The organism is Methylacidiphilum infernorum V4, from assembly GCF_000019665.1.
Lineage (GTDB): Bacteria > Verrucomicrobiota > Verrucomicrobiia > Methylacidiphilales > Methylacidiphilaceae > Methylacidiphilum > Methylacidiphilum infernorum.
The window spans coordinates 2,106,422-2,127,189 of record NC_010794.1 but is presented as its reverse complement, the minus strand read 5'-3'; the positions used below and the strand labels follow the sequence as shown (position 1 = coordinate 2,127,189).

The window sequence follows — 20,768 nt, the reverse complement described above, 5'->3', positions numbered from 1 at the left end:
GGAAAATTGACGTTTTCTCATCGTTGAAAGGCATGGACATCGTTGATGGAACGAAAGAAGCGATATCCCAAGACAAGAGCCGGGAGATAATTAAAGGGAAGGTTCCAGTTGAAAACGAAGATTGATGGACAGCAGCATAGTTTTCAGATTTTGACTTTTTATGCTTTTCCGGGCAGGCCACTCTACGGTTGTACATACTTGAATACTTACTTACGTAATTTGATACTTTTCAGCATTCACTTGCTTTAATTAATTTCATTCGCTTTCGCGTGCGTAATTCTAGAAAGATGGAGCAGAGTGTGCCAGCGTGGAATGGTTGGTTCCCGGTGGTGATTCTAGGTCAAGAGGGATGGCAAACCAACCTTATGCCTCTTTCTTTCCAAGGCCAGCACAGTTTAAGAGAAAAAATCGTTCCATACCTGTACCCGCAGTTCCTTCCACCCCTCGCCTCGGCTCCATGAATAGAGTCGATTGTCGTTACCGATATTTACGATTGGAAAGAAGTAGAACTCATCGAAGCGGTTATCACTCCGGGGATCGTTCAGCAGATCATCTACCGAAAGCTTGACTTGATCCAGGGAGTGAAGGGCAACCATAGTAGCCTTCAATTTTTCAATTTGTGGTATGGATGTGACAACCAAAAGCCAAAGATCGTCTTGCGGATCAATTAAATACTCTTTACCCTTGCATATTTTCTCTTTAACCCCCTCTTGCAGGGTCTTCTCCCAATTTGTGGCTATCCAAGCAGGCTGGCTCCATGCTGCAAGGCTAGTTTCGGCCTCTTTTCTTGCAGGGCTCCCACGATCTCCCTCGTCTGGGTATAGCTCGGTCACTTCTACCCATACTCGGCGGCCGTTTATTTCAAACGTAACATCAGGTTTTTTTTCTTCTCCCTTCGGGTCCCAGCGTAGTTCGATCTCTGGATCTATATTTTTTGCCTCAAGAAGCATTTTAACAAAAAGACACTCAATAAGTTTTTTTTCTTTTTTATAAGTTGCTTTTTTGTCACCGATGAGCTTAAACAATTGGCACCGGTCCAGATCCTGTTTCCACTTTTTCCGGAAATTTTGAAAATTTTGCATCTGCATTGCTTGCTCAGTCCTGGGCCACTCTTCCATCCAGAATCGAATTTTTTCCTTCTCACCTTCTTCGAGATTTTTAAAATTTTCTTTTAGAAGGTCTCTGTATTCCGGCAAAAGGCATTTTTCGGGATTGCTGTTTTCGGGAAAGCAGTCAAAAAAATTTTTCTTATCTAAAATCGCTTTTTTTCTGAGTTCATAATCTTCGCACTCAGAGCATAGTTTGAGTTCAATTCTTTTGAACACCCTCCATCGTTGAGATTGAAGAATAGAGAATACTTGGGAAGGGGAAATAAGTTTTTCCCTAATGGCTTTAAGGGAAACCAAGTAAAGAGCTTGAACTAAAACCAGTTCTCGTAACTTTGCTTTTTGCTGCGGCAACTGGATGAGATCTGGAGTCCAATCTGGAATCCACTCACTAAGCCATTCCAAAGAATAATCTTCGGGAAAATTGTATTTGCGTTCAAGGACAGAGTCTAAGATGTTGCAAATCATGGAGATGGTTTTAACTGGATCTCTTGCAACCAGCCACTCTGCGCTTTCTCTTAGGGCCTTTTCTTTGTCTTTGTGGTAGAAAGCTTCGTCACTGCTATTAGGAGAAATATCGTCAACGTCCCCAAAATTTGTTTGAAAAAGATCCAGAGCTTCATCCACGTCGTTACAAGACTTAATCTTTTCGGTTATTTTGGACCACCTAGCCTTTTCCATTTGGTCCCGTTCGTGATCTTTCTTGGCTTTCCATTCATCCAACACTATGCTTATCGTGGTGTAACTTCCGCCGGTTTTTTGCCAAACGGCTTCAAGCGTCACTTCCTTGCCTGCGGCGAGGAGCTCTTCGGCCGCCTCAATGATTTTTTCTTTGCTCACTTTCGCTACCCGGATACTTCATGGATCACTTGAACTATTCAAGCATAAATTTTCCAGGTTTTCAAGAGGAGAGATCGGCTGCGGGGGATTATTTTTGCCCCCTGGATTCCATTATGGCTCTTGGCGCGTCTTGGTGATTGAGCCATGAATAAGCTTAAGATAATAGTTGCTCTCGCCAAAGAAGATTTAATTGCAAGTTTGTGGGTTTCATGTTGGATTCCTTTTCGGCCTTGCATGGGGCTTTGACCTGGGCATCCTTTACCCTCTCAAGGGAGCCGTGCCCTTTTCCTTTTTCTTCCATAAAAATGAATTTTCATCAAAAATAGAAAAATGGAAAAAAATCATTTTAGCTTCGGTAACTTGGTCAGCGGGGATGAGTTGTTGAGCTTGAGTCAATGCCTTGGAGATAAGTGCCGTTCCAGTTTTACCTTGCGGTGCAGGGAGAAGGAGAGGAGGCTTGCGGGGTCTTGGAACAAGGGGAAGGGATAGCTTTCTTGACGGCCCTTGGACCCGGGTCATGCAAGAGAAGCAGAAAAAGAAAAAGAAGAAAAAGAAAAACAAGGAAAAAAATCTTTTTTTCTGCTTTTAAAATAACCTGGGGAAGCTATGATGAAAGCATGCCCTTCATCGCCTTTATACTGATCTTGGTGTTTTCTTCCCCTCTTTTTGTTCCTCGGCTTCATGGAGAAGACAGCGCTTCTTCCCAGCCAAAGTCCGCGGATAGCTCCCCGGCCAAGAAGCCTACGGAACTCAAGTACATCGTCAAGAAAGGGGATAGCCTCTGGAAAATTTCCAGGAAATACAAGGTAACGGTGGAAGCCTTAATGGCCATAAACGAGTTAAAAGACGACCGTTTAAAGCCCGGCCAAGAATTGATCATCCCCCCCAAGGGCTACAGGCCTCCTCCAAAGGAACCCTTGGCTAGCCCTTCCCAAGAAGAGAAAAAAGAACCGGCCAAGGCTGAATCTTCTTCCCCGCAAAATCCCCAGTAGGGATCGATTTGTCTTGAGGGCTTAAGGTTGGATCTGCAAGGCCCAGAACAACCTTTTAGGCTTTGACTTCCTGGAAACGTTCCTTGCCCAGAGTTTCCTTGGGCTTGGGCTTGGGAGGTTCCAAGGGAATGACTTTCCAAAAGAACTGTTTTCTTTCTTTCCAATTCTCGAGGATCTTCTTTGCCGTGCTGCTGCCCGTTTTTTCCAGGTGGTAATAAAGGATCTGTTGTAAATCCTTGTCTTCGTCGCTTTCCGAGAATCTTTCCAACCTCACCATCTGCATGTTGCAACAGTCCGGAAAATTCCCTTCCTCGTCGTACACGTAGGCGATACCTCCCGACATTCCCGCGGCAAAATTTTTTCCGGTTTTACCCAGCACGACCACTTTGCCCCTCGTCATGTATTCGCAGCCGTGATCGCCGATTCCCTCGATGACGGCGACCGCCCCGCTGTTCCTCACGGCAAACCTCTCCCCGGCTTTTCCACAACCGTAAAACCTACCGCCGGTGGCTCCATAAAGGACGGTGTTGCCGCAAATCACGTTTTCCTCGGGTTTATAGGGAACATCGGGAGGGGCTTTAAGGACGATTTCTCCCCCGCACATCCCTTTGCCCACGTAATCGTTGGCTTCTCCTTCAAGGCAGATGTTTACCCCGTTGACCAGGAAAGCTCCGAGGCTTTGACCGGCACAACCCGAAAGTTGAAGGCTGATCGTCCCTTCGGGAAGCCCGTTGTCCCCGTAGAGATAAGCAATGGTCCCCGAAAGCTGGGTGCCGATACTCCTATTGGTATTTTTAACCTTGTGGTGGATGGAAACCGGTTTGCGGGTTCGAATGGCGGACTTGGCTTGCTGGAGGATGATTTCATCAAGGGGTCGGTCCCCCTGGAAATCGTTCCTTTCCCAGGTGTGGTAACGGGGCTCGGTTTCCATTCCCTCGGGTTTCCAAAAAAGGGAACGCAGGTCTAAAAGATTGGCCTTGGGATGGTGGGGGAAAGTTCTTTGTTCGAGCAGTTCGGTCCTGCCGATGATCTCGTTTAAAGAACGGGCCCCAAGGCTAGCCAAGATTTCCCTGACTTCTTGGGCAACCGCGTTCAGATAAGCGATGACGGCTTCAGGAGTACCCTTGAACCGACTCCTTAGTTTCGGATCCTGGGTGGCGATCCCCGTCGGGCAGGTGTTCAGGTGGCAGTGGCGAACGTAGACACAGCCCATGGCGATGAGGGCCATGGTGCCGAAATTGTATTCCTCGGCCCCCAGGATTGCCGCTATCACGATGTCCCGGCCGGTGCGCAACCCCCCGTCGGTCCTGAGCGTTACCCTGCTTCTCAGCCCGTTGAGCATGAGCACTTGCTGGGTTTCGGCTACTCCGAGCTCCCAGGGAGTTCCCGCATACTTGATGGAAGAAATGGGAGAAGCCCCCGTTCCGCCTTCACAACCGCTGATGAGAATGATGTCGGCATGAGCCTTGGCTACACCCGCGGCGATCGTCCCTACGCCGGCTTCCGAGACGAGCTTGACGCAAATCTTGGCCCTGGGGTTAGCCTGCTTAAGGTCATAAATGAGCTGGGAGAGGTCTTCGATACTGTAAATGTCGTGGTGGGGCGGGGGAGAAATGAGGGGGAAGCCCGGGGTGCTCCTCCTGAGGCGGGCGATGACCGCATCGACTTTAAAGCCGGGAATTTGTCCACCTTCACCCGGCTTGGAACCTTGGGCCATCTTGATCTCGATCTCGGCGGCGTTGGAAAGATACTCGGCGGTAACCCCGAAGCGGCCGGAAGCCACCTGCTTGATAAGGCTATTCTTGGAATCGCCGTTGAGCATCGGGCTATACCTTTCCGGATCTTCTCCTCCTTCTCCCGTGTTCGACTTGCCCCCGATCCTGTTCATGGCAATGGAAAGCGTTTCGTGGGCTTCGGGAGATAAAGCCCCATAAGACATGGCCGCTGTGGTAAACCTTTTCCTTATTTCTTCGACTTGCTCCACCTCTTCAAGGGGAATGGGGGTTTGCGGGCGAAAGGTCAAGCAGTCACGGATGGACAAGGGGCCATGGCGGTTGATCGCCTCGGCAAACTTCCTGTAATCGTCGATTTGTCCACCCTTGGTTTTCCCCTTTAAACCGACGAAAAGGTGAAGGGAGTTGATGGCAGGAGGGGTCAGGGCATGCCTTTCCCCTTCTCTTTTGTAACGGTAATAGCCCATGTCCACGAGCTTCTGGAGGTTGCCGCCAAAGCCCAGTTGGTGCCTTTGGAGGGTTTCCTTGGCGATCTGCCTGTAGTTTAACCCGCCAATGCGCGTGGGGGTGTTTTCAAAACAGTCCCTTACCACTTCTTCCCCGATGCCGAGAGCTTCGAAAAGTTGGCTGCCGTGGTAACTCGAAAGGGTCGAGATTCCCATTTTCGACAAGATCTTGAGCAGTCCTTTTTCTACCGCCGCCTTGTAATTTTGGGCCATCTCTTCCTGGGTCAAGTTCCCAAAATCTCCCCCTTGGTGAAGGTGACAAAAAAGTTCCAGGCAAAGGTAGGGGTTGACGGCGGTCGCCCCGTAACCGATCAGGCAGGCGAAATGGTGGACGTCCCGGCACTCGGCCGTTTCACAGATCAAGGAGAGTTTTGTCCTTTTGCCCACTCGAATCAAGTGGTGGTGTACCGCCCCAACGACAAGAAGCATGGGCAAGGGAGCAAGCTCGGGGCTTACCCCTTTATCCGACAAAATGAGAATCGATATCCCTTCGTCGGCCGCCTCTTCGGCTTCTTTTTTGATTTCCCATAGCCGAGCCAAGAAGGCTTCTTCTTGGCCTTCAGTGGGGAAAAGGCACCGGATGGTCCTGGATTGGAGCGAAGGCTCCGGTCTGGACCTTAACTCTTCGATGTCCGAATCGAAGAGAACAGGAGAACTGAGCCGAAGGACTTCGTAGTCGATCGGATCCGAGGAAATCCACGGGGGAAAGCGGCCGCACCAGCTTTCCAGGGACATGACCAGTTTTTCACGAATGGGATCGATGGGGGGGTTGGTAACCTGGGCAAAAAGCTGCCTAAAGTACCAGTAGAGGAGCTTCGGTTTGTCTGAAAGAATGGCTAGGGGGGCATCGTCACCCATGGAGCCTATGGCTTCCTCGGCCTTTAGGACCATCGGTTTAAGGACATACTGGATCTCTTCTTCATCGTAGCCAAAACACAAAAGCTGCCGGTTGAGCTCCTCGGGGTTGTCCTTGAAGCCATGGGAAAAGGAGATTTTTTTCCTTATTTTTTTGTGGCAGCGCTTTAGAAAAGTATTGTAGGGATGGCGCAAGCTCAGCTGGGCCTTGATCTCCTTGTCCCTGAGGATCTTCTTTGCCTCGATATCTACCGCGATGATTTCCCCGGGACCCAATCTTCCCTTTTCTATGACGGACCTGTCGTCGGTTTTCCCGATCCCGGCTTCCGAACCGAGGATAAAGAGGCCATCGGCGGTGATCCTGTAGCGGGCGGGGCGCAGCCCGTTTCGGTCAAGGCAAGCCCCGACGATCCTTCCATCGCTGAATACCAAGGCGGCGGGACCGTCCCAGGGCTCGGAAAAAAGTTCGTGGTAGAGATAAAAGCTTTTGAGCTCTTCAGAAATATGCTTTTCAGCCTGCCAGGCGGCGGGAACCATCATGAGGAGGGTTTCCAGGATGTCCCTGCCGGAAAGGTGAAGAAACTCGAGCACGTTGTCTAGGCTTGCCGAGTCGCTGGAAGCCGGATCGATGATAGGCAGGAGGTTTTCTATTTCTTTTCCCCAGGGCTCGGCCATTTCAAGGGCTCTTTCTTTTGCCCTGGTCCAGCTGCGGTTGCCCTGGATGGTATTGATCTCGCCGTTGTGGGCGAGGAGCCTAAAGGGTTGGGCAAGAAACCAGGAGGGGAAAGTATTGGTGCTGTATCTTTGGTGGTAGATCGCAAAAGGGGTCTTGTAAAGGGGATCTTTTAGGTCCGCGTAGAACTTTTGGAGCTGGGGGGAAACGAAAAGTCCCTTGTAAACAATGGTTCGACAGGAAAAGGAGGGGATGTAAAAATCCTTGATGTTTTCTTGGGCTATTTTATTTTCAATTTTTTTCCGGCAAAGGAAAAGCAGTTGTTCAAAACCAAAAGAGTCGAGCGGCCGGTCGAGGGGCTTGGCCAAAAGTAATTGTTCGATCTGCGGACAAGTTCTTTGCGCTTTATCCCCGAGGGCATCCCTGTGAACGGGAACGGTGCGCCAACCCAGGATGAAGATTCCCTGTTCCTGGACCGTCTGTTCGATGATTTTTTTGCAGTGGGCTTGGGCGTAGAGATCCTCGGCGGGCAAAAAGCAAAACCCGATGGCCAGGTCTTCGTTTTTAAAAAGATGGTGCCCTGACTTTTCGATCTCGGGCCGAAAGATATCGTAGGGAATCCTTGTCATGATCCCGGCCCCATCGCCCGTTTTCATGTCCGCATCGATAGCACCCCTGTGGGAAAGGGCACAGACGCAACTCAAGGCGCTTTCTAAAATAGAGTGGCTGCTGTTGGCCTGGATGTCGGCTACGAATCCCACTCCACAGCTCGACCTTTCTCTCTGGGGAATCCACAAGGGTGGGGTCAAAGCCTGTTTTCGATCGAATCTTTTTAAATCCATGTTTTGATAATTCTAGATAACTTTGAGGAGGGAGCAAGATGGAGGTTACATTTTTTTTTCATTTTGTTTGTTTTTTTTCTTCTTATTTTCCTTTGGGGTAAAATGGGGTCGGCTTTTTCCCGGTCGGTCAAGGCTTGGCCCAAGCCGTATTTTTAAGCCCGTTTAAGGAATAAAAAAAGGCAAGTTGGCTTGGGACCTGCCCGGACATTGAAGTCCTCGGTTGCCCCGGCCATGGCACAGCTTCCTTGGTCCTTGAAAATTAAAGAGAGCCTTTTTTCTGGCCCCAGCCGGAGAATAGGACTTGGTGAAAAGCCTTGTTTGTATAGGGAAGGGAAAAAAAGCTGGCCTTGCTTTCTTAACAATGCTCTTTTTTTTGGCCCGATTGCTGGTAAGTTTTTCTTCTATGAACAGTATCACGAAGGGAAGGATTGCAGGAACTTTTTCAGAGTTGAGCCGGAATTCCCAAAAGGCCTTCATTCCTTTTTTGATGGCGGGAGATCCTTCTCCAGAGCTTTTCCTTGATCTTGTGGAAGCCTTGGATGAAAGCGGGGCGGACCTGTTGGAAGTGGGCATTCCTTTTTCTGATCCCTTGGCCGATGGTCCCATAATCCAACAATCGGCTATCCGGGCTTTGAAGGGGGGAATAAATATGGAAGAGGTTTTTTCCTTGCTCTCTCAGATTCGGCAAAGATCCGCTATCCCGGTTGTCCTTTTTTCTTATCTTAACCCGATTTTTCGATACGGGATCGAGCGGTTTGCCCAGAAAGCCGTTGAAAGTGGGGCCGATGGGGTGCTGATCGTCGATCTCCCCCCCGAGGAAGTCCTTGAAGGGGTGGAGGTTTTAGAGGAAAAGCTTGACCGGGTATTGCTTGTTACTCCTTCAACTTCCCCGGAAAGGAGAAGGTACATAGCGGGCAGAAGCCGGGGCTTTCTTTACTGTGTTTCCCGTTACGGCATTACCGGTCCCCAAAAGGAAATATCAAAAGAGGCCTATGAACTGGTCAAGTCCGTTGAACCCTATAAACGGGTCCCCCTTTGTGTAGGTTTTGGGGTATCGACCCCGGAGCAGGCCAGGGCCATTTCTTCTTATGCCGATGGGGTTGTCGTGGGTAGTGCCTTGGTAGGGGAAGTGGCGAGGATCGCCGAGGGAAAAAGCACGGTGGAAAGATTCAAAGATTTTGCTTTTTCTCTTGCAAAAAGTATTCATTAAGAGCAAAAAAAGTCTAACCAGCGAAACTGAAGCGATGGCTATTTTGTCCTTGGATTACGGTAATAAGCATATTGGGCTTGCGGTCAACGACGAGAGCTTTTCGATTGCCATTCCTCTCGATCCGTTGCCTGCAGAACCCTACGTGAAGTTTATTGGAAAGCTCAAGGAGATCATCGTAAACTACGAGGTGAGCCTTCTTATCGTGGGGTTGCCAAGGAACATGGATGGTTCCTATGGGCCTGCCGCCGAAAAAGTAAGGCAGTTCGTGTTGAAGCTTAAGCAGTGGATCCCTATACCTGTGGAATTTCATGACGAGAGGCTGACGACGAAGTTGGCAGACCGGTTATTGACTCAATGCGGTTGCAATGGCAGGGAAAAGAAAAAAAAGATCGACAGCTATGCCGCAGCGGTTATACTGCAGTCTTACTTGGATGTTCTTCCCTTGAAGGGAAAAAGAGCGGGAAGTGCTGTTTAACATCTTGATAAGAGAAAAAAAATGCGTTTTGTGTTTTGTTTTCTTTTGAGCTTGGCGATCCTGTGGCCCGCCTTTGCAAGGGCTAATCCTGGAGCGGAGTCTGCCTACAGTGCGCAAACCGAGCAATCCCCTTCATCCCTTAAAACCGAGGAAATTCCCGAGGTCGCCCTTTTTAAGGAAGGGGCCAACGAAATTATGTTCATGGCGGGCGGTCTTTTTTCGATGGGTTCGGGAAACGGGAGGTATACTTTTGATGAAATTCCTACCATGACTTACTGGGGGTGGATGTTGACGACCCCGGATAAAGGGGGAATCCTGCGGGGCAATCTAGAGTTGCTTGTTGCTCTTTATGCCAGTGCCATCATTAAGGGCTTTGGAAGCACCGTCGTAGGACCGCAAGTTATGATCAGGTACAACTTCGTTCAGCCGGACAGCCGCTTTATTCCCTTTATCGAGGGAGGACTGGGGTTTGTCTTTACCGATGCCTATACGGTTAAAACCCAATCGATGGTGGGGCAGGCCATAGAGTTTACCCCTCAACTTGGCGCGGGTTGCCGCTACATGTTGGACAGCCATTGGTCGTTTAACTTCGAGCTTTTGTTTCACCACATGTCTAATGCGGACATGGCCAGTAGGAATATTGGAGTGAATGAATTGGGAGGATTGATCGGGTTTTCTTATCTACTGGGTCGGCCTCATTGAACTTAGCTGTTGTGGGCTACAAGCTTACTCTTTCTTATTGCGGCAGCGGTTTCCATGGTTGGCAAAGACAGGGAGAGCTGCCTACCGTCCAGCGCGCCCTTGAGGAAGCGGTTGCCAAAATATGGGAAGAGCCGATTCCCGTTGAAGGGGCCGGGCGGACCGACGCGGGTGTCCATGCCAAGGGACAAGTGGCTTCCTTTGCCGCCCCAAGAAAGTTAGAACCCGAAGTACTCAAGCGAGCCCTCAATTATCATTTGCCCGACACGGTCCGGGTTTGGGATGCCCGGATTGTCCCCAGGGAGTTCAGCGCTCGGTTCGATGCGGTTTCCAAGACTTACCAGTATCTTCTCTGGAACGACCCGGTCATGGATCCTTTTTATCTCGGCAGGGCCTGGCATATACCCCGGGCCATGGACGTGGAAATGATGAATGAAGCCGCTCGGCTCTTCTTGGGCAAGCATAATTTTGCCGCTTTTGTCAGTAACCCCGGAATGCCGGTCAAAAACCCGGTAAGGACGGTGTTGGATTGTTTTTTCCTTGAGCAAGGCAGTCTTGTTTTCTTTAACGTTAAAGCCGACGGTTTTCTTTACCGCATGGTCCGCAACATGGTCGGGGCGTTAGTGAAAGTGGGACTAGGACGGTTGAGCCGGCAAGAACTTAAAAAAATTTTTGAAAATCAAAAAAGAATAGAGGCCTTTGCTGCTGCTCCCCCTTGGGGACTGTATCTATTAGCCGTTGATTATCCCCCGGATCAGGAAAGCTAGAAAAAAACAACATCGCAGGGCTTGAACAGTTGATTAATTATTTAATCTTTTTCAATCTTTCTTGTACATTTTACTTCGTGTTGGCCGTCTTGAACGGCTCTACGGCCAGTTCCGGCGGAAGGCAGGCCTGCGGAGAGGAAGGCTCTGGCCTAACCTGCACGTGCCGGGCGCATCCGGCCTCGACGAGTAAGTCTGTCAGCTTTGTTCCTGTTTGAGCAGCAGTGGGTAAGTCTTGCGGAACGGCTGAGGGTAAAGTTCTAGCGCTTGCCGGGATCGTCTTCATGCCGGGGCCAGGTCGAAGCGGTCGAGGTTCATTACCTTGTTCCAGGCGGAGATGAAGTCTTTCACGAACTTATCCTGCGCATCGGCAGCGCCGTAGACCTCGGAGATCGCGCGCAGCTCGGAGTTGGAACCGAAAATCAAGTCGACTCGAGTGGCGGTCCACAGGAGTGTTCCCGTTTTCCGGTCCCGTCCCTCGAAGAGTTCCTCGCGTTCGTCCACGGGCTTCCACTCGGTGTCCATGTCGAGCAGGTTGACGAAAAAGTCGTTGGTAAGCGCTCCCGGTCGATCCGTGAATACCCCATGCCGGCTCCTTCCCACGTTGGCATCCAGGACGCGCATGCCCCCAACAAGCACCGTCATCTCCGGTGCGGTGAGCGTCAAGAGCTGTGCCTTGTCGACCAATAGCGCTTCTTGAGGCACGCTACAGCCTTTCTTGTAGAAATTCCTAAACCCATCGGCCCAAGGTTCAAGGAAGGCGAACGACTCCACGTCAGTCTGCTCTTCCAAGGCATCGGAACGACCCGGGATAAAGGGTACAACCACCGAGCGTCCCCCGTTTCTGGCCGCTTGTTCTACGCCGGCGCAACCCCCGAGCACGATCAGGTCCGCCATCGACACCTTTTTGGGGGATCGTGCGTTGAACTCTTTCTGGATCTGCTCGAGCACCGCAAGTACCCTGGCGAGCTGGGTGGGCTCGTTTGCCGGCCAATCTTTCTGCGGGCTCAGCCGGATTCGGGCACCGTTGGCCCCACCCCGCTTGTCCGACCCGCGGAAGGTAGAGGCCGATGACCAGGCGGTAAAAACCAGTTCCCTGACCGTTAATCCCGATTCCAGGATCTTGGCCTTGAGCGAATTCATGTCATCCGTTTCGATCAGTGGATGATCGACCGGGGGAATCGGATCCTGCCAAAGCAGGTCTTCTTTGGGTACCTCGGGGCCAAGGTAGCGGCTGCGCGGGCCCATGTCCCGGTGGGTGAGCTTAAACCAAGCTCGTGCGAAAGCATCGGCAAACAGATCCGGTTGCTCGTAGTAAGCCCGGGCGATCTTCTCGTAAACCGGGTCAAAACGAAGCGAGAGATCGGTGGTCAGCATGGTGGGCTTGCGCTTTTTGGCCGGATCGAACGGATCGGGCACGATCTCGGGGGCGTCCTTGGCTACCCATTGCCAAGCCCCTGCTGGACTCTTGGTGGGCTCCCACTCGTACTCGAAGAGGAACTGAAAGTAGTCGTTGTTCCACCGGGTCGGGGTCCTGGTCCAGATCACTTCCAAGCCGCTGCCGATCGCATCGGCTCCCTTGCCACTACGGTAACTGCTCCGCCAGCCCAGTCCCTGCTCGGCAATGCCCGCTGCCTCCGGTTCTGGACCGACAAAAGAAGCAGGGCCGGCACCATGCGCCTTGCCGAATGTATGGCCGCCGGCGATCAGGGCCACGGTCTCCGCGTCGTTCATCCCCATGCGGGTGAAGGTTTCCCGGATATCCACCGCGGCCGCCACGGGATCGGGGTTGCCGTTTGGTCCTTCGGGATTGACGTAGATAAGGCCCATCTGGACGGCGGCCAGGGGTTGTTCCAGGTCGCGTTTACCGGAGTAGCGCTTGTCTTCAAGCCACTTTTGTTCGACTCCCCAGTAAACCGACTCATCGGGTTCCCAGGAATCGACACGACCGCCGCCAAAGCCAAAGGTCTTGAGGCCCATCGACTCGAGCGCCACGTTACCGGCAAGAATGATCAGGTCAGCCCAGGAGATCTTCCTCCCATACTTTTGCTTGATCGGCCAGAGAAGCCGTCGCGCCTTATCGAGGAGCACGTTGTCGGGCCAACTGTTCAGCGGGGCAAATCGCTGCTGTCCGCTTCCCGCCCCACCCCTCCCGTCATGCACGCGGTAGGTGCCCGCACTGTGCCAAGCCATGCGGATAAAGAGCGGTCCATAATGACCGAAGTCGGCCGGCCACCATTGCTGGGAATCCGTCATGAGCCTGCGCAGATCCTCTTTTAGAGCGCTCAAATCAAGGCTACAGAATTCCTTGGCGTAATTGAACCCAGCGCCCATCGGGTTCGATAGCGGTGAGTTTTGGCGTAAAATCTTGAGATTGAGTCGATTGGGCCACCACTCCTCGTTGGTCTTAAGCCCGCCGATTGCGGCGGTGTGGTGAAATGGACAGCTTCCTTCGGTCGTCATTGAGGCTAGTTCCTTTCGTTGTGCAAGCTTCCGTTGCAATTGCTAGCCTAGGTTATATTGGCATACCCGTCAATTTCTTTTTTTTTTTGGAATAACGATTTGCCCATTGCCGCTGGCAAAACCTTTTGTCCAAGCAATCCCCCGTTCCGCTCCCGTCCGATCGCAGCAGGATTCGGTTGTTTTGGCAGGGCAGCTCGGTTCGATTTTCCCTTGCAAGGGAAGCAAGCCCTTAGGTCGCCTTTAGGGGCAGAGGCTAAAACTCTCCAAGCTTTCTCTCCGTAAACCCTCCTAAGTAGAGCTTTTGGGCTTCGCTTTAGCTTTTCGATCGTGCCCGGGAAAGAAAAAGATTTCCAAGGATCATTATATAATTAATAATATTAATAGTATTCATAAATAAATAATTCCTATAATTTATGCATTCATTTATTACATAAGCATATCTTAAATATATTCATTTGACACATTATTAAGATGTGCTAAATATAAAGACTATTATTAATATCAATAGAAGGAGGTGTTATGAACTATCCAACCACGTTTGAAACGGTAAGCTATCCAAGAGTTAAAACTTGGGTTGGTATCGTTGCGCTGACAAGGCTGTTTTGCCTTGTCTACTGTTGGATTGCTGTCCCTGCCCTGCTCGCTTATTTTTATGAAATTTTGTCTAGGGCGGGTGCAGATCATCTTTTTATACTCAAAAGGGTGGTGGAAAGGAATTTCCTTTTGCTGGCGGCCGATGGTCTTTTCATCGGTTTATCGAGCTTGCTCTTGTTCAAGACAAGAAAACTCGGCCAGAAGGAAGAACATGAGCTGCTTCCCTTTTGGGGGATGCTCTGGATTGGATATCTTGTTGCACGGCTGTCCACTCCGGGCCATGTTCCCTTAAGTCCTTGGATGGGCATTTATGCTCTCTTTTTTGGCTTGATCGTGGTAGTGCTGAAAAAGGGATTAGGGGTTATGGAGAAAAAAGAGGTTAAAAAGAAGAGGTAAAGAAGTTCAAATCCCCGCGCCCAATGGACAAGGAAAAGGCGCGGGGAAATTGGAGTGGCCTATGGAACACCAGGGTCTTGGAGTCGTTCTTGTGGCTCCCCAAATTCCTCAAAACACGGGCAATATTGCAAGGATCTGTGCGGCCACATTTAGCGAACTCCACCTGGTCAAACCCCTGGGTTTTTCTTTGGAAGATGCGGCCTTGCGGAGAGCCGGGTTGGACTACTGGAAGGAAGTCCGGTTATTCCTCTGGGAAGGGTGGGATCATTTCACGGCTGCAAATCCCCGCAAAAGGTTGCTTTTTTTTGAAACCGGGACTTATCCCCCTTACTTTACCGCTTCTTTTGCTCCCGGGGACATGCTTGTTTTTGGCCGTGAAACAAAAGGCCTTTCCCAGAGAATTCTTTCTTTCAGTCCCCATTTTATTTATTCGATTCCCATCCTTAATGGGAAAGTGCGCAGCCTCAACTTGGCCAACTGTGTATCCATCGTGCTCTACGAAGCCTTAAGGCAAATTCTCTTGGGCAAAAAATAGTTGATTTTTGCCCTTTGGAAGGAGACAATTTGCCCCTACTTTTTTTACGTTCATCTTTTTATACTTATGCTGGCCAAGAGAATTATTCCCTGTCTTGACGTCCATGCGGGAAGGGTAACCAGGGGAAAAAAATTTGGCAAGGCCGAGCTGGGGCAGTTGACCGACGTTGGCGATCCCTCCCTTCTTGCCTTAAGGTATAACGAGGAAGGAGCCGATGAGCTCGTTTTTTATGATATCACCGCAAGCGTCGAGGGCAGGGGAGCATTGCTTGGCATCTTGCGGTCTGTCGCCCGGAGTTGTTTTATTCCCCTTACGGCTGGAGGCGGAATAAAAACCGTGGAGGAGATCCGGGAAGTTTTGCGGGCGGGTGCAGACAAGGTCAGTTTGAATACCGCGGCTTTGGCCAATCCCCTGCTCATTAAAGAGGGAGCCCAGAAGTTCGGCTCGCAGTGTATTGTTTTATCCATTGATGCCCAAAGGGTCGGAGAAAATTCCTGGAGGGTTTACAGCCATGGGGGCAGGAAAGAAACCCCTTGGGATGTAAGGGAGTGGGCGATGAAAGGGGTTGAGCTGGGAGCCGGAGAGATCGTTATAAACAGTATCGATGCCGATGGCACAAAAGAAGGTTATGATCTCAAGCTCATAAGGATGCTGGCCGATTGCTTGCCTGTGCCCGTGGTTGCCAGTGGCGGAGCAGGAAAGATGGAAGATTTTGCCTTGGCCCTGGAATATGCCCATGCCGATGCCGTGCTTGCAGCGGGGGTGTTTCATAGGGCTGAAATCCATATTGCGGCTTTAAAATCCTACTTGAAAGAGAGGGGATTGCCTATCCGGACCTGATTGGGCAGCGGACCGGGGATCTCCGGTTGAATAAAAAGAAAACCAACAAACTTTCAAACAGGAGGCATACAAGGGGTTTGAGCCATAGCCCTATCCGGACCCAACTCCCTCCGAATGCTTCTATTCCCAAAAGGGGAGTTAAAAAGATAAAGAGGAGGCTGGCCTTGGGTTGCCTTTCGATCCATCCAAAGTAAAGCGAGAAAAAAGCAAGCGATAGCCCAAGCATAACGTAAGAATTAAGCTCGGTCCGGGGGTTGAAAAGGAGGAGATAGCTCGTGGAAAAGCTGTAAAGAAGGGCAGGGAAAAGGGAAGATCCCCTTGGGAGATTTCCTAGGGATCTGACGACAAGAAGGGTTCCTATGGCTCCCAGGGACCTGGTCAGAAGAGAGAGAAGGGGAGAAAGCTTGAGATGGAAAAGGTAAAGCAATCCCTGGATATCGGCGAAATTGGCTTCATTGGGCTGGGAGACGCTGAGCATGCGGTTTAAGAATAAAAGGTATTGTTCGTAGGCATAGCGGGGGCGGTCCATGGAGAAAAAAAAGGGAAAGATAAAAAAGAAAAGGAGGGTTGCCAGGGCAGCTTTCCTGAAGGAGGGGAAAAACAGCGCGGCGCAGAAAAAAGGAAATAAGGCGATGGGTTTAAGAATAAGGCCCAGGAAGAAAAAAAGGCCGGCTTTAAAGTTCTTTTTTTCTCCGCAGTAAAGAAAGCCGAGCATGAGGGCTGCGCCGAGGCCGAGGTTGGTTTGGCCGTTTCTCAGCGAAGCCATGGAGCTGGCCATGACGAGGAGAGAAAAGCAAAAAAAAGCCTTGGATTGGAGACCGGGAAAAAAAGAAGAGCTGATTTTCCGAATGGAGCCGACAAAAAGCAGAAGGGAAAAAAGTCTCCAGAGGATTTCTCGGGCTAAGGGAGGCATGAAAACAAAAGGGCAAAAAAAGATCGCAAAGTGGGGAAAATAGAGAAAACCATGGATGCCTTCCCTTTCGTACAAGGGAGCTTTTTGTAAGAACCTTTGGGCAGCTTGGATATAAGCCAAGCTGACGGTTCGATCCGAGGGATGCTGGGCGATCATAAGAGAGATAACCGTAAAGAGAACCGCCCACAGGGCATAGCCGACAACGGGCTCTTTTAAAAACATCGCTTTGGCTTTCATTTGAGAGTCGGGCTGTTTCCCACGGGCCCGACGACCTCGCCGAGCTTGGCAAAGGCGACTTCCAGGGACATAAGCCAGTTGATATACTCTTCGAGCCTTTTTAGGAGGGCTTTCCCATCCAGGGATTTTGCCGCCTTGGGCATAGCGTAGTTTTGGATTGGGGCAAATTCCCAGGGATGAAAAAAGATGTTCAGATAACCTTTTTCCTTGAGGGTAATCCAGGAAAAGAGATTGAATAGGCTTGGAGGGAGGTTTTTAAAACTAAGCCAGCAGAGGGGGAGCCGAACGATGGGCGTAGTGGAGATCGGGACTTGGACAAGGCCCTGGTGAGAAAAAATTTTTCTCGGGTAGTGCAGGTAGTTGTACCTTCCCGGCAGCCATGTAGGATTTATAGAGGAATTATAAGCGTATCCGTGGGACAGGAGGGCCTGGGGATCGACGGGTCTAAATCTTGGACTGCGGTATCCCAAGACCGGGACGGAGGAGATTTCTTCAAGAATCTTCTTGGAAAGGAAAAGATCTTCCTCCTTGGCCTTGGGCTTGTGATCCAGGCCATGGGAAGCGATTTCATGGCCAAGCTCCAAGAGATTTTTTGCAAGGGCCGTTTTATTTAAAGCAAAAGAGGCGGTGGTAAAAAAGGTCGCTTTGAGACCTTTCTTTTGCAATAGCTCCAGGAGCCGTTTCAATCCCTCGCTGGTGACCTCGATTTGTTCTTCTTCCTTGATAGGTTGGCCGTATTCGCAAGGAATATCGAACTCTTCCAGGTCAAAGTTCAGGTAGATTTTGCCGGTCATATTCCCCCGTGGTTTCGAAATGCTTGATCTGGAGCAGCTCCTTGAACATGCGCAAGGAATCTCCTACAAGCTTGATTTTAGAGTGTTTATAGGAATGGGTGGGAGAGACTTTAACGGGAATTTCTACGATTTTGTAACCGAGCTTTCTGGCCAAAAAAATTAATTCCACGTCGAAAGAAAATCCTTCAATTTTTTGCATTTTGAAAAGTCTTTCGGCGACATCCCTTCGAAAAGCCTTGAGCCCGGCTTGCGTGTCCGAGTAGGGAAGACCAAGGATAGAGCCGACGAGCTTGTTGAAACAGAATCCAAGAAACTTCCTCCTGAAGCTTCTATCCCAGCTTTTGCCCTTCTTTTCGGCAATCCGACTGCCTATGGCGATGTCACAACTCTGGAGCTTTTCTTCGAACAGGGGTAAATAGTCGAGCGGATAAGCCAGATCACCGTCAAGAAAACCGAAGTGCTCTCCCGTTGTGTGCTTGAACCCCTCCCGGATGGCAAAACCTTTCCCTTTATTGGTTTTATAATCGACGAGTTGGACCTGCTTGGACCCGAATTCCTTTAAGGCCCTTTTGAGTAAAGTCCCGGTATTATCGGTAGATCCGTCGTTGACAAACACGAACTCGTACTTGGGGTGTTCTTGGGCAAACCGGCAGATGCACAGGCTGACTTCCCGGATGACTTTCTCTTCATTGTAAACGGGGAGCACAACGCTGAATAAGGTCATGGGAGAAAAAGAGGTAGAATAAAACTTAAAAAACAAAAAAGAAAAAGAAAATATTTGTTCCGGTCTTTTTCTTTTAACGGCTCCATAATCTAAGGGGTTTTATTTTTTTTCTCCTAGGCTATTGTTCATTCGTGGATCCTTATTTTTCTACTCCAGACCTAAAAGAGAAACAAATCATCTTTTTCGATGGAATCTGTTCTTTGTGCAATGCTTTTGTTTCTTTTGTATTCAGCAAAGACAAGGAGCACCATTTTTTCTTTGCTTCAAGGCAGGGCAAGTTCTTTGAAGATCTCAAGGCTTACATGGGCGAGGAGGAGAAAAGGGCCGATTCGATCGTTCTTTGCCGCAATCAAAAGGGAAGGTGGGAGTTTTTTATCGAATCGCGGGCCCTGATCGAGATCTTGAAAGGGCTGCCCGGGTTGCGTTGGATCGCCGCTTTCCTTTCGGTCTTCCCCCGTCCGTTTTTAGACCGCCTGTATAGGTTGGTAGCCAACAACCGGTACCGGCTGTTCGGGAAAAGGGAAAGTTGCCGGCTGCCCAGTCCCGAAGAAAAAGCCTATTTTTTAGATTGATTTTTTTCTCTTTTTTGAGCCTTCTTTATTTGTCACAATAAGTCCATGAGCCTTTCCCCTGACAAACTAGACCGCATATTTGAACTGCAGGAAAAATTAAATCTTAAGATCGGCGTCGATCCCAAGAGCATGGATCAACAATCCAAGATGCAGTGGCTTTTGAACTACACCCGGGCGATTAGCCAGGAACTGGCGGAACTGGTGGATTGTATCCCCTGGAAGTGGTGGGCGAAATACCAGAAGTTAGACCTGCAGAACGCCCGCGTGGAAGTGGTCGACCTGCTGCACTTTCTCATTTCCACCGCCCAATTATTGGGAATGACTCCAGAGGACCTTTTCGAGGCTTACAGCAAAAAACACCTTGTCAACATCCAAAGAATCGAGGGGGGATACCATTCCAAGGACGAAGAAGACTGCCGGCACATCTGATTTTTTCTCCTTCCATTATAAGCTATGGCCGAGGGAGCCGGCTGTGTAAACCGCACCGTTCTATTGGGCTTGGATCGATTCAGGCCAAGGGGCTGAAAAACCATGGAAGATAAGCTGAGAGTCTCTCAACCAAAAGCGGCCGTCCTTCCCCGGGTCCCCGAGGAGGGGTTGGTCAATTCCTGCCTGGAGGGAGGCCCGGTAGATTCAAGGGTTCTATTCGGCAGGGAGGGGCCTTTCGTTCTTGACTTGGGAGCGGGAGAAGGTTCGTTTGCCCTCGCCTATGCCCTGGAAAATCCCTGGAGCTGTGTTCTGGCGGTGGAAAAAAAGATAAGCCGGGTACGGAAAATAGCCAGGAAGGCGCAGCAGTTCGATCTGAAAAATCTCAAGGTGCTTCATTTTTCTTGGGATGAATTTTTAAAGGATTATTGCAAGGACTCCGCCGTGGAGGAAATCCACGTTCTTTTTCCCGATCCTTGGCCGAAAAGGAGGCATCATAGAAGAAGGACGTTGAACATGGAGAGTATCCAATCCATGGCCCGGGTCCTCAAGCCCGGGGGAACGTGCAGGTTTCTTACCGACAGCCGGGATTACTTCTTGTGGGCGGAAAAACTGTTCAGTTTGTCCGCCCATTTTGAACTCAAGGCTCCCAGCCGGTCTTATCCCGAAAGCTTGTTTGAAAAGAGATTTAAGAAGATGGGCATCCCTTGTTACCAGTCTATATGGGAAAAGAAAAACCCCTAAGGGATGCCCTTTATTATACCTTTCAAGTCGGCTAAAGTGGGATTGGACTAGAAAGCATAACCTATGGCCAATAACCCGAGAGGAATCATCGCATGGCCGATGGTAACCTGGGTAGCGCCTATGTTGTAGCCGGAAAGGGTATCCGTCCAGATCCATTCAAACTGTGCAGCCGCAAGCCAATGGGCGGTGATGAAATAACGAACACCCGCTATCGGCTGAAAGGCAAAGGCCCAATTGGTCCCTATGTTGGCGCTCGCCACCTCGGCGTTGACGACGACCGCACCCACCCCAAAACCGACATAGGGTTCAAAATTGCCGATGTGGTAGCCGACCGTGCCGTTGACCATGAGGGCCCCGATGTTAAGGGCCGTGTTCATGTTGGGAAGGCTCAAGTAATGGCCTGTGCCGATGTAGGCTCCTTCGGCTTCCACCGTCCAGGCAAGATGGGTTTCGGTATCCAGCCAATGGTAGCCTCCCAGGACCCCTAGGACGGTGCTGAAATTGGTGTTGACCGTGATCGGCCCACCCGGGTTAACAAAACCATCGTTTGCCCCGACAAAGGCCGTTCCTGCTCCACCCGCGATGTACCACGCTCCCACAATACGCTTGGCCTCGCCTCCCGCTTTTTCCATCGCCTTTTTACTTTCCTGGTATTTCGCGTCGCTGTCCTTCCCCACGGCTATTTCATCCCCCTCGGAGAGAGAAGACGAACCCACCTCCTGGGCTTTCAGTGATGAGAAACCCAATCCAAGGCCCACGCAAAGAAAGCCACAGCCAATCGCTTTCCAAATCGATTTCTTGATCTTGTTCACCTGTTTTATCCTCCTCTTTATCT

At 50.3% G+C, this 20,768-nt stretch carries 18 protein-coding genes; 11 read left to right on the top strand and 7 right to left on the bottom strand.

The features are described from left to right. Positions 1-395: 395 nt before the first annotated feature. Positions 396-1,946 carry a DNA-binding protein gene (locus tag MINF_RS10060; protein WP_012464619.1) on the bottom strand — a complete coding sequence of 517 codons (1,551 nt, stop codon included), beginning with the start codon at positions 1,944-1,946 and terminating at the stop codon, positions 396-398. A 410-nt stretch (positions 1,947-2,356) separates the two neighbouring features. Here MINF_RS10060 and MINF_RS10050 point away from each other — a divergent pair, with 410 nt between their 5' ends. After that, positions 2,357-2,938, top strand: coding sequence for a LysM peptidoglycan-binding domain-containing protein (locus MINF_RS10050; protein WP_012464616.1), 582 nt, complete (start codon positions 2,357-2,359; stop codon positions 2,936-2,938). A 55-nt stretch (positions 2,939-2,993) separates the two neighbouring features. On the opposite strand, the gene gltB is transcribed toward MINF_RS10050, so the two are convergent. Then, the gene (gltB, locus tag MINF_RS10045; protein WP_012464615.1) at positions 2,994-7,547 is read right to left on the bottom strand and encodes a glutamate synthase large subunit; all 4,554 of its coding nucleotides are present in this window, start codon (positions 7,545-7,547) and stop codon (positions 2,994-2,996) included. Between the two features lie 403 nt (positions 7,548-7,950). Between gltB and trpA the strand changes: the two genes are divergently transcribed. From trpA to truA, 4 genes are read left to right on the top strand one after another with little or no spacing between them, the layout of a single operon-like run. Beyond that, positions 7,951-8,757, top strand: coding sequence for a tryptophan synthase subunit alpha (trpA, locus tag MINF_RS10035; RefSeq protein ID WP_012464612.1), 807 nt, complete (start codon positions 7,951-7,953; stop codon positions 8,755-8,757). 34 nt (positions 8,758-8,791) lie between these two features. After that, complete coding sequence (ruvX, locus tag MINF_RS10030; protein WP_048810554.1) at positions 8,792-9,232, top strand: Holliday junction resolvase RuvX; 441 nt, start codon at positions 8,792-8,794, stop codon at positions 9,230-9,232. A 21-nt stretch (positions 9,233-9,253) separates the two neighbouring features. After that, positions 9,254-9,934 carry an acyloxyacyl hydrolase gene (locus MINF_RS10025; RefSeq protein WP_012464610.1) on the top strand — a complete coding sequence of 227 codons (681 nt, stop codon included), beginning with the start codon at positions 9,254-9,256 and terminating at the stop codon, positions 9,932-9,934. Next, a complete protein-coding gene (truA, locus tag MINF_RS10020) occupies positions 9,931-10,698 on the top strand; it encodes a tRNA pseudouridine(38-40) synthase TruA (protein ID WP_012464609.1) in 768 nt (255 codons plus the stop codon). The genes MINF_RS10025 and truA overlap by 4 nt, the downstream gene beginning before the upstream one ends. A gap of 279 nt (positions 10,699-10,977) precedes the next feature. Here the strand turns inward: truA and katG are convergent, their stop codons facing one another. Next, the gene (katG, locus tag MINF_RS10010; protein WP_012464608.1) at positions 10,978-13,158 is read right to left on the bottom strand and encodes a catalase/peroxidase HPI; all 2,181 of its coding nucleotides are present in this window, start codon (positions 13,156-13,158) and stop codon (positions 10,978-10,980) included. Between the two features lie 519 nt (positions 13,159-13,677). Here katG and MINF_RS10005 point away from each other — a divergent pair. The 3 genes from MINF_RS10005 to hisF all read left to right on the top strand — a co-directional run bounded on the left by MINF_RS10005 (position 13,678) and on the right by hisF (position 15,523). Beyond that, positions 13,678-14,148 (top strand): hypothetical protein, encoded by a 471-nt coding sequence (locus MINF_RS10005; RefSeq protein ID WP_012464606.1) that lies wholly within the window; start codon positions 13,678-13,680, stop codon positions 14,146-14,148. 61 nt (positions 14,149-14,209) lie between these two features. After that, on the top strand, positions 14,210-14,683 hold the full coding sequence (locus MINF_RS10000) for a tRNA (cytidine(34)-2'-O)-methyltransferase (RefSeq protein WP_048810358.1): 474 nt from the start codon (positions 14,210-14,212) through the stop codon (positions 14,681-14,683). Between the two features lie 66 nt (positions 14,684-14,749). Continuing rightward, entirely contained in the window at positions 14,750-15,523 is a 774-nt protein-coding gene (hisF, locus tag MINF_RS09995; RefSeq protein ID WP_048810553.1) for an imidazole glycerol phosphate synthase subunit HisF, read from the top strand. Here the strand turns inward: hisF and MINF_RS09990 are convergent. From MINF_RS09990 to MINF_RS09980, 3 genes are read right to left on the bottom strand one after another with little or no spacing between them, the layout of a single operon-like run. Continuing rightward, positions 15,510-16,673 (bottom strand): glycosyltransferase family 87 protein, encoded by a 1,164-nt coding sequence (locus MINF_RS09990; RefSeq protein WP_012464603.1) that lies wholly within the window; start codon positions 16,671-16,673, stop codon positions 15,510-15,512. The two genes, hisF and MINF_RS09990, sit on opposite strands and share 14 nt — an antisense overlap. After that, entirely contained in the window at positions 16,670-17,467 is a 798-nt protein-coding gene (locus tag MINF_RS09985; protein WP_012464602.1) for a polysaccharide deacetylase family protein, read from the bottom strand. The genes MINF_RS09990 and MINF_RS09985 overlap by 4 nt, the downstream gene beginning before the upstream one ends. Further along, the gene (locus MINF_RS09980; RefSeq protein ID WP_048810552.1) at positions 17,439-18,191 is read right to left on the bottom strand and encodes a glycosyltransferase; all 753 of its coding nucleotides are present in this window, start codon (positions 18,189-18,191) and stop codon (positions 17,439-17,441) included. Before MINF_RS09980 ends, MINF_RS09985 begins: the two co-directional genes overlap by 29 nt. 131 nt (positions 18,192-18,322) lie before the next feature. Between MINF_RS09980 and MINF_RS09975 the strand changes: the two genes are divergently transcribed. The 3 genes from MINF_RS09975 to trmB all read left to right on the top strand — a co-directional run bounded on the left by MINF_RS09975 (position 18,323) and on the right by trmB (position 19,933). Then, positions 18,323-18,763: a thiol-disulfide oxidoreductase DCC family protein gene (locus MINF_RS09975; protein ID WP_012464600.1), complete on the top strand. Its 441-nt coding sequence runs from the start codon at positions 18,323-18,325 to the stop codon at positions 18,761-18,763. 45 nt (positions 18,764-18,808) lie between these two features. After that, positions 18,809-19,192 (top strand): dUTPase, encoded by a 384-nt coding sequence (locus MINF_RS09970; protein ID WP_012464599.1) that lies wholly within the window; start codon positions 18,809-18,811, stop codon positions 19,190-19,192. Between the two features lie 102 nt (positions 19,193-19,294). Continuing rightward, a complete protein-coding gene (gene trmB / locus MINF_RS09965) occupies positions 19,295-19,933 on the top strand; it encodes a tRNA (guanine(46)-N(7))-methyltransferase TrmB (RefSeq protein WP_012464598.1) in 639 nt (212 codons plus the stop codon). Positions 19,934-19,980: 47 nt separating this feature from the next. Here trmB and MINF_RS09960 read toward each other — a convergent pair whose 3' ends face one another. Further along, positions 19,981-20,745, bottom strand: coding sequence for an outer membrane beta-barrel protein (locus tag MINF_RS09960; protein ID WP_012464597.1), 765 nt, complete (start codon positions 20,743-20,745; stop codon positions 19,981-19,983). Positions 20,746-20,768 lie beyond the last annotated feature (23 nt).

Bases quoted from the DNA above. Each gene is read 5' to 3' on its own strand.
- gltB (WP_012464615.1), bottom strand. From the start codon at position 7,547: ATGGATTTAAAAAGATTCGATCGAAAACAGGCTTTGACCCCACCCTTG.
- trpA (WP_012464612.1), top strand. From the start codon at position 7,951: ATGAACAGTATCACGAAGGGAAGGATTGCAGGAACTTTTTCAGAGTTG.
- ruvX (WP_048810554.1), top strand. From the start codon at position 8,792: ATGGCTATTTTGTCCTTGGATTACGGTAATAAGCATATTGGGCTTGCG.
- MINF_RS10025 (WP_012464610.1), top strand. From the start codon at position 9,254: ATGCGTTTTGTGTTTTGTTTTCTTTTGAGCTTGGCGATCCTGTGGCCC.
- katG (WP_012464608.1), bottom strand. From the start codon at position 13,158: ATGACGACCGAAGGAAGCTGTCCATTTCACCACACCGCCGCAATCGGC.
- MINF_RS10005 (WP_012464606.1), top strand. From the start codon at position 13,678: ATGAACTATCCAACCACGTTTGAAACGGTAAGCTATCCAAGAGTTAAA.
- MINF_RS10000 (WP_048810358.1), top strand. From the start codon at position 14,210: ATGGAACACCAGGGTCTTGGAGTCGTTCTTGTGGCTCCCCAAATTCCT.
- hisF (WP_048810553.1), top strand. From the start codon at position 14,750: ATGCTGGCCAAGAGAATTATTCCCTGTCTTGACGTCCATGCGGGAAGG.
- MINF_RS09990 (WP_012464603.1), bottom strand. From the start codon at position 16,673: ATGAAAGCCAAAGCGATGTTTTTAAAAGAGCCCGTTGTCGGCTATGCC.
- MINF_RS09985 (WP_012464602.1), bottom strand. From the start codon at position 17,467: ATGACCGGCAAAATCTACCTGAACTTTGACCTGGAAGAGTTCGATATT.
- MINF_RS09980 (WP_048810552.1), bottom strand. From the start codon at position 18,191: ATGACCTTATTCAGCGTTGTGCTCCCCGTTTACAATGAAGAGAAAGTC.
- MINF_RS09970 (WP_012464599.1), top strand. From the start codon at position 18,809: ATGAGCCTTTCCCCTGACAAACTAGACCGCATATTTGAACTGCAGGAA.
- trmB (WP_012464598.1), top strand. From the start codon at position 19,295: ATGGAAGATAAGCTGAGAGTCTCTCAACCAAAAGCGGCCGTCCTTCCC.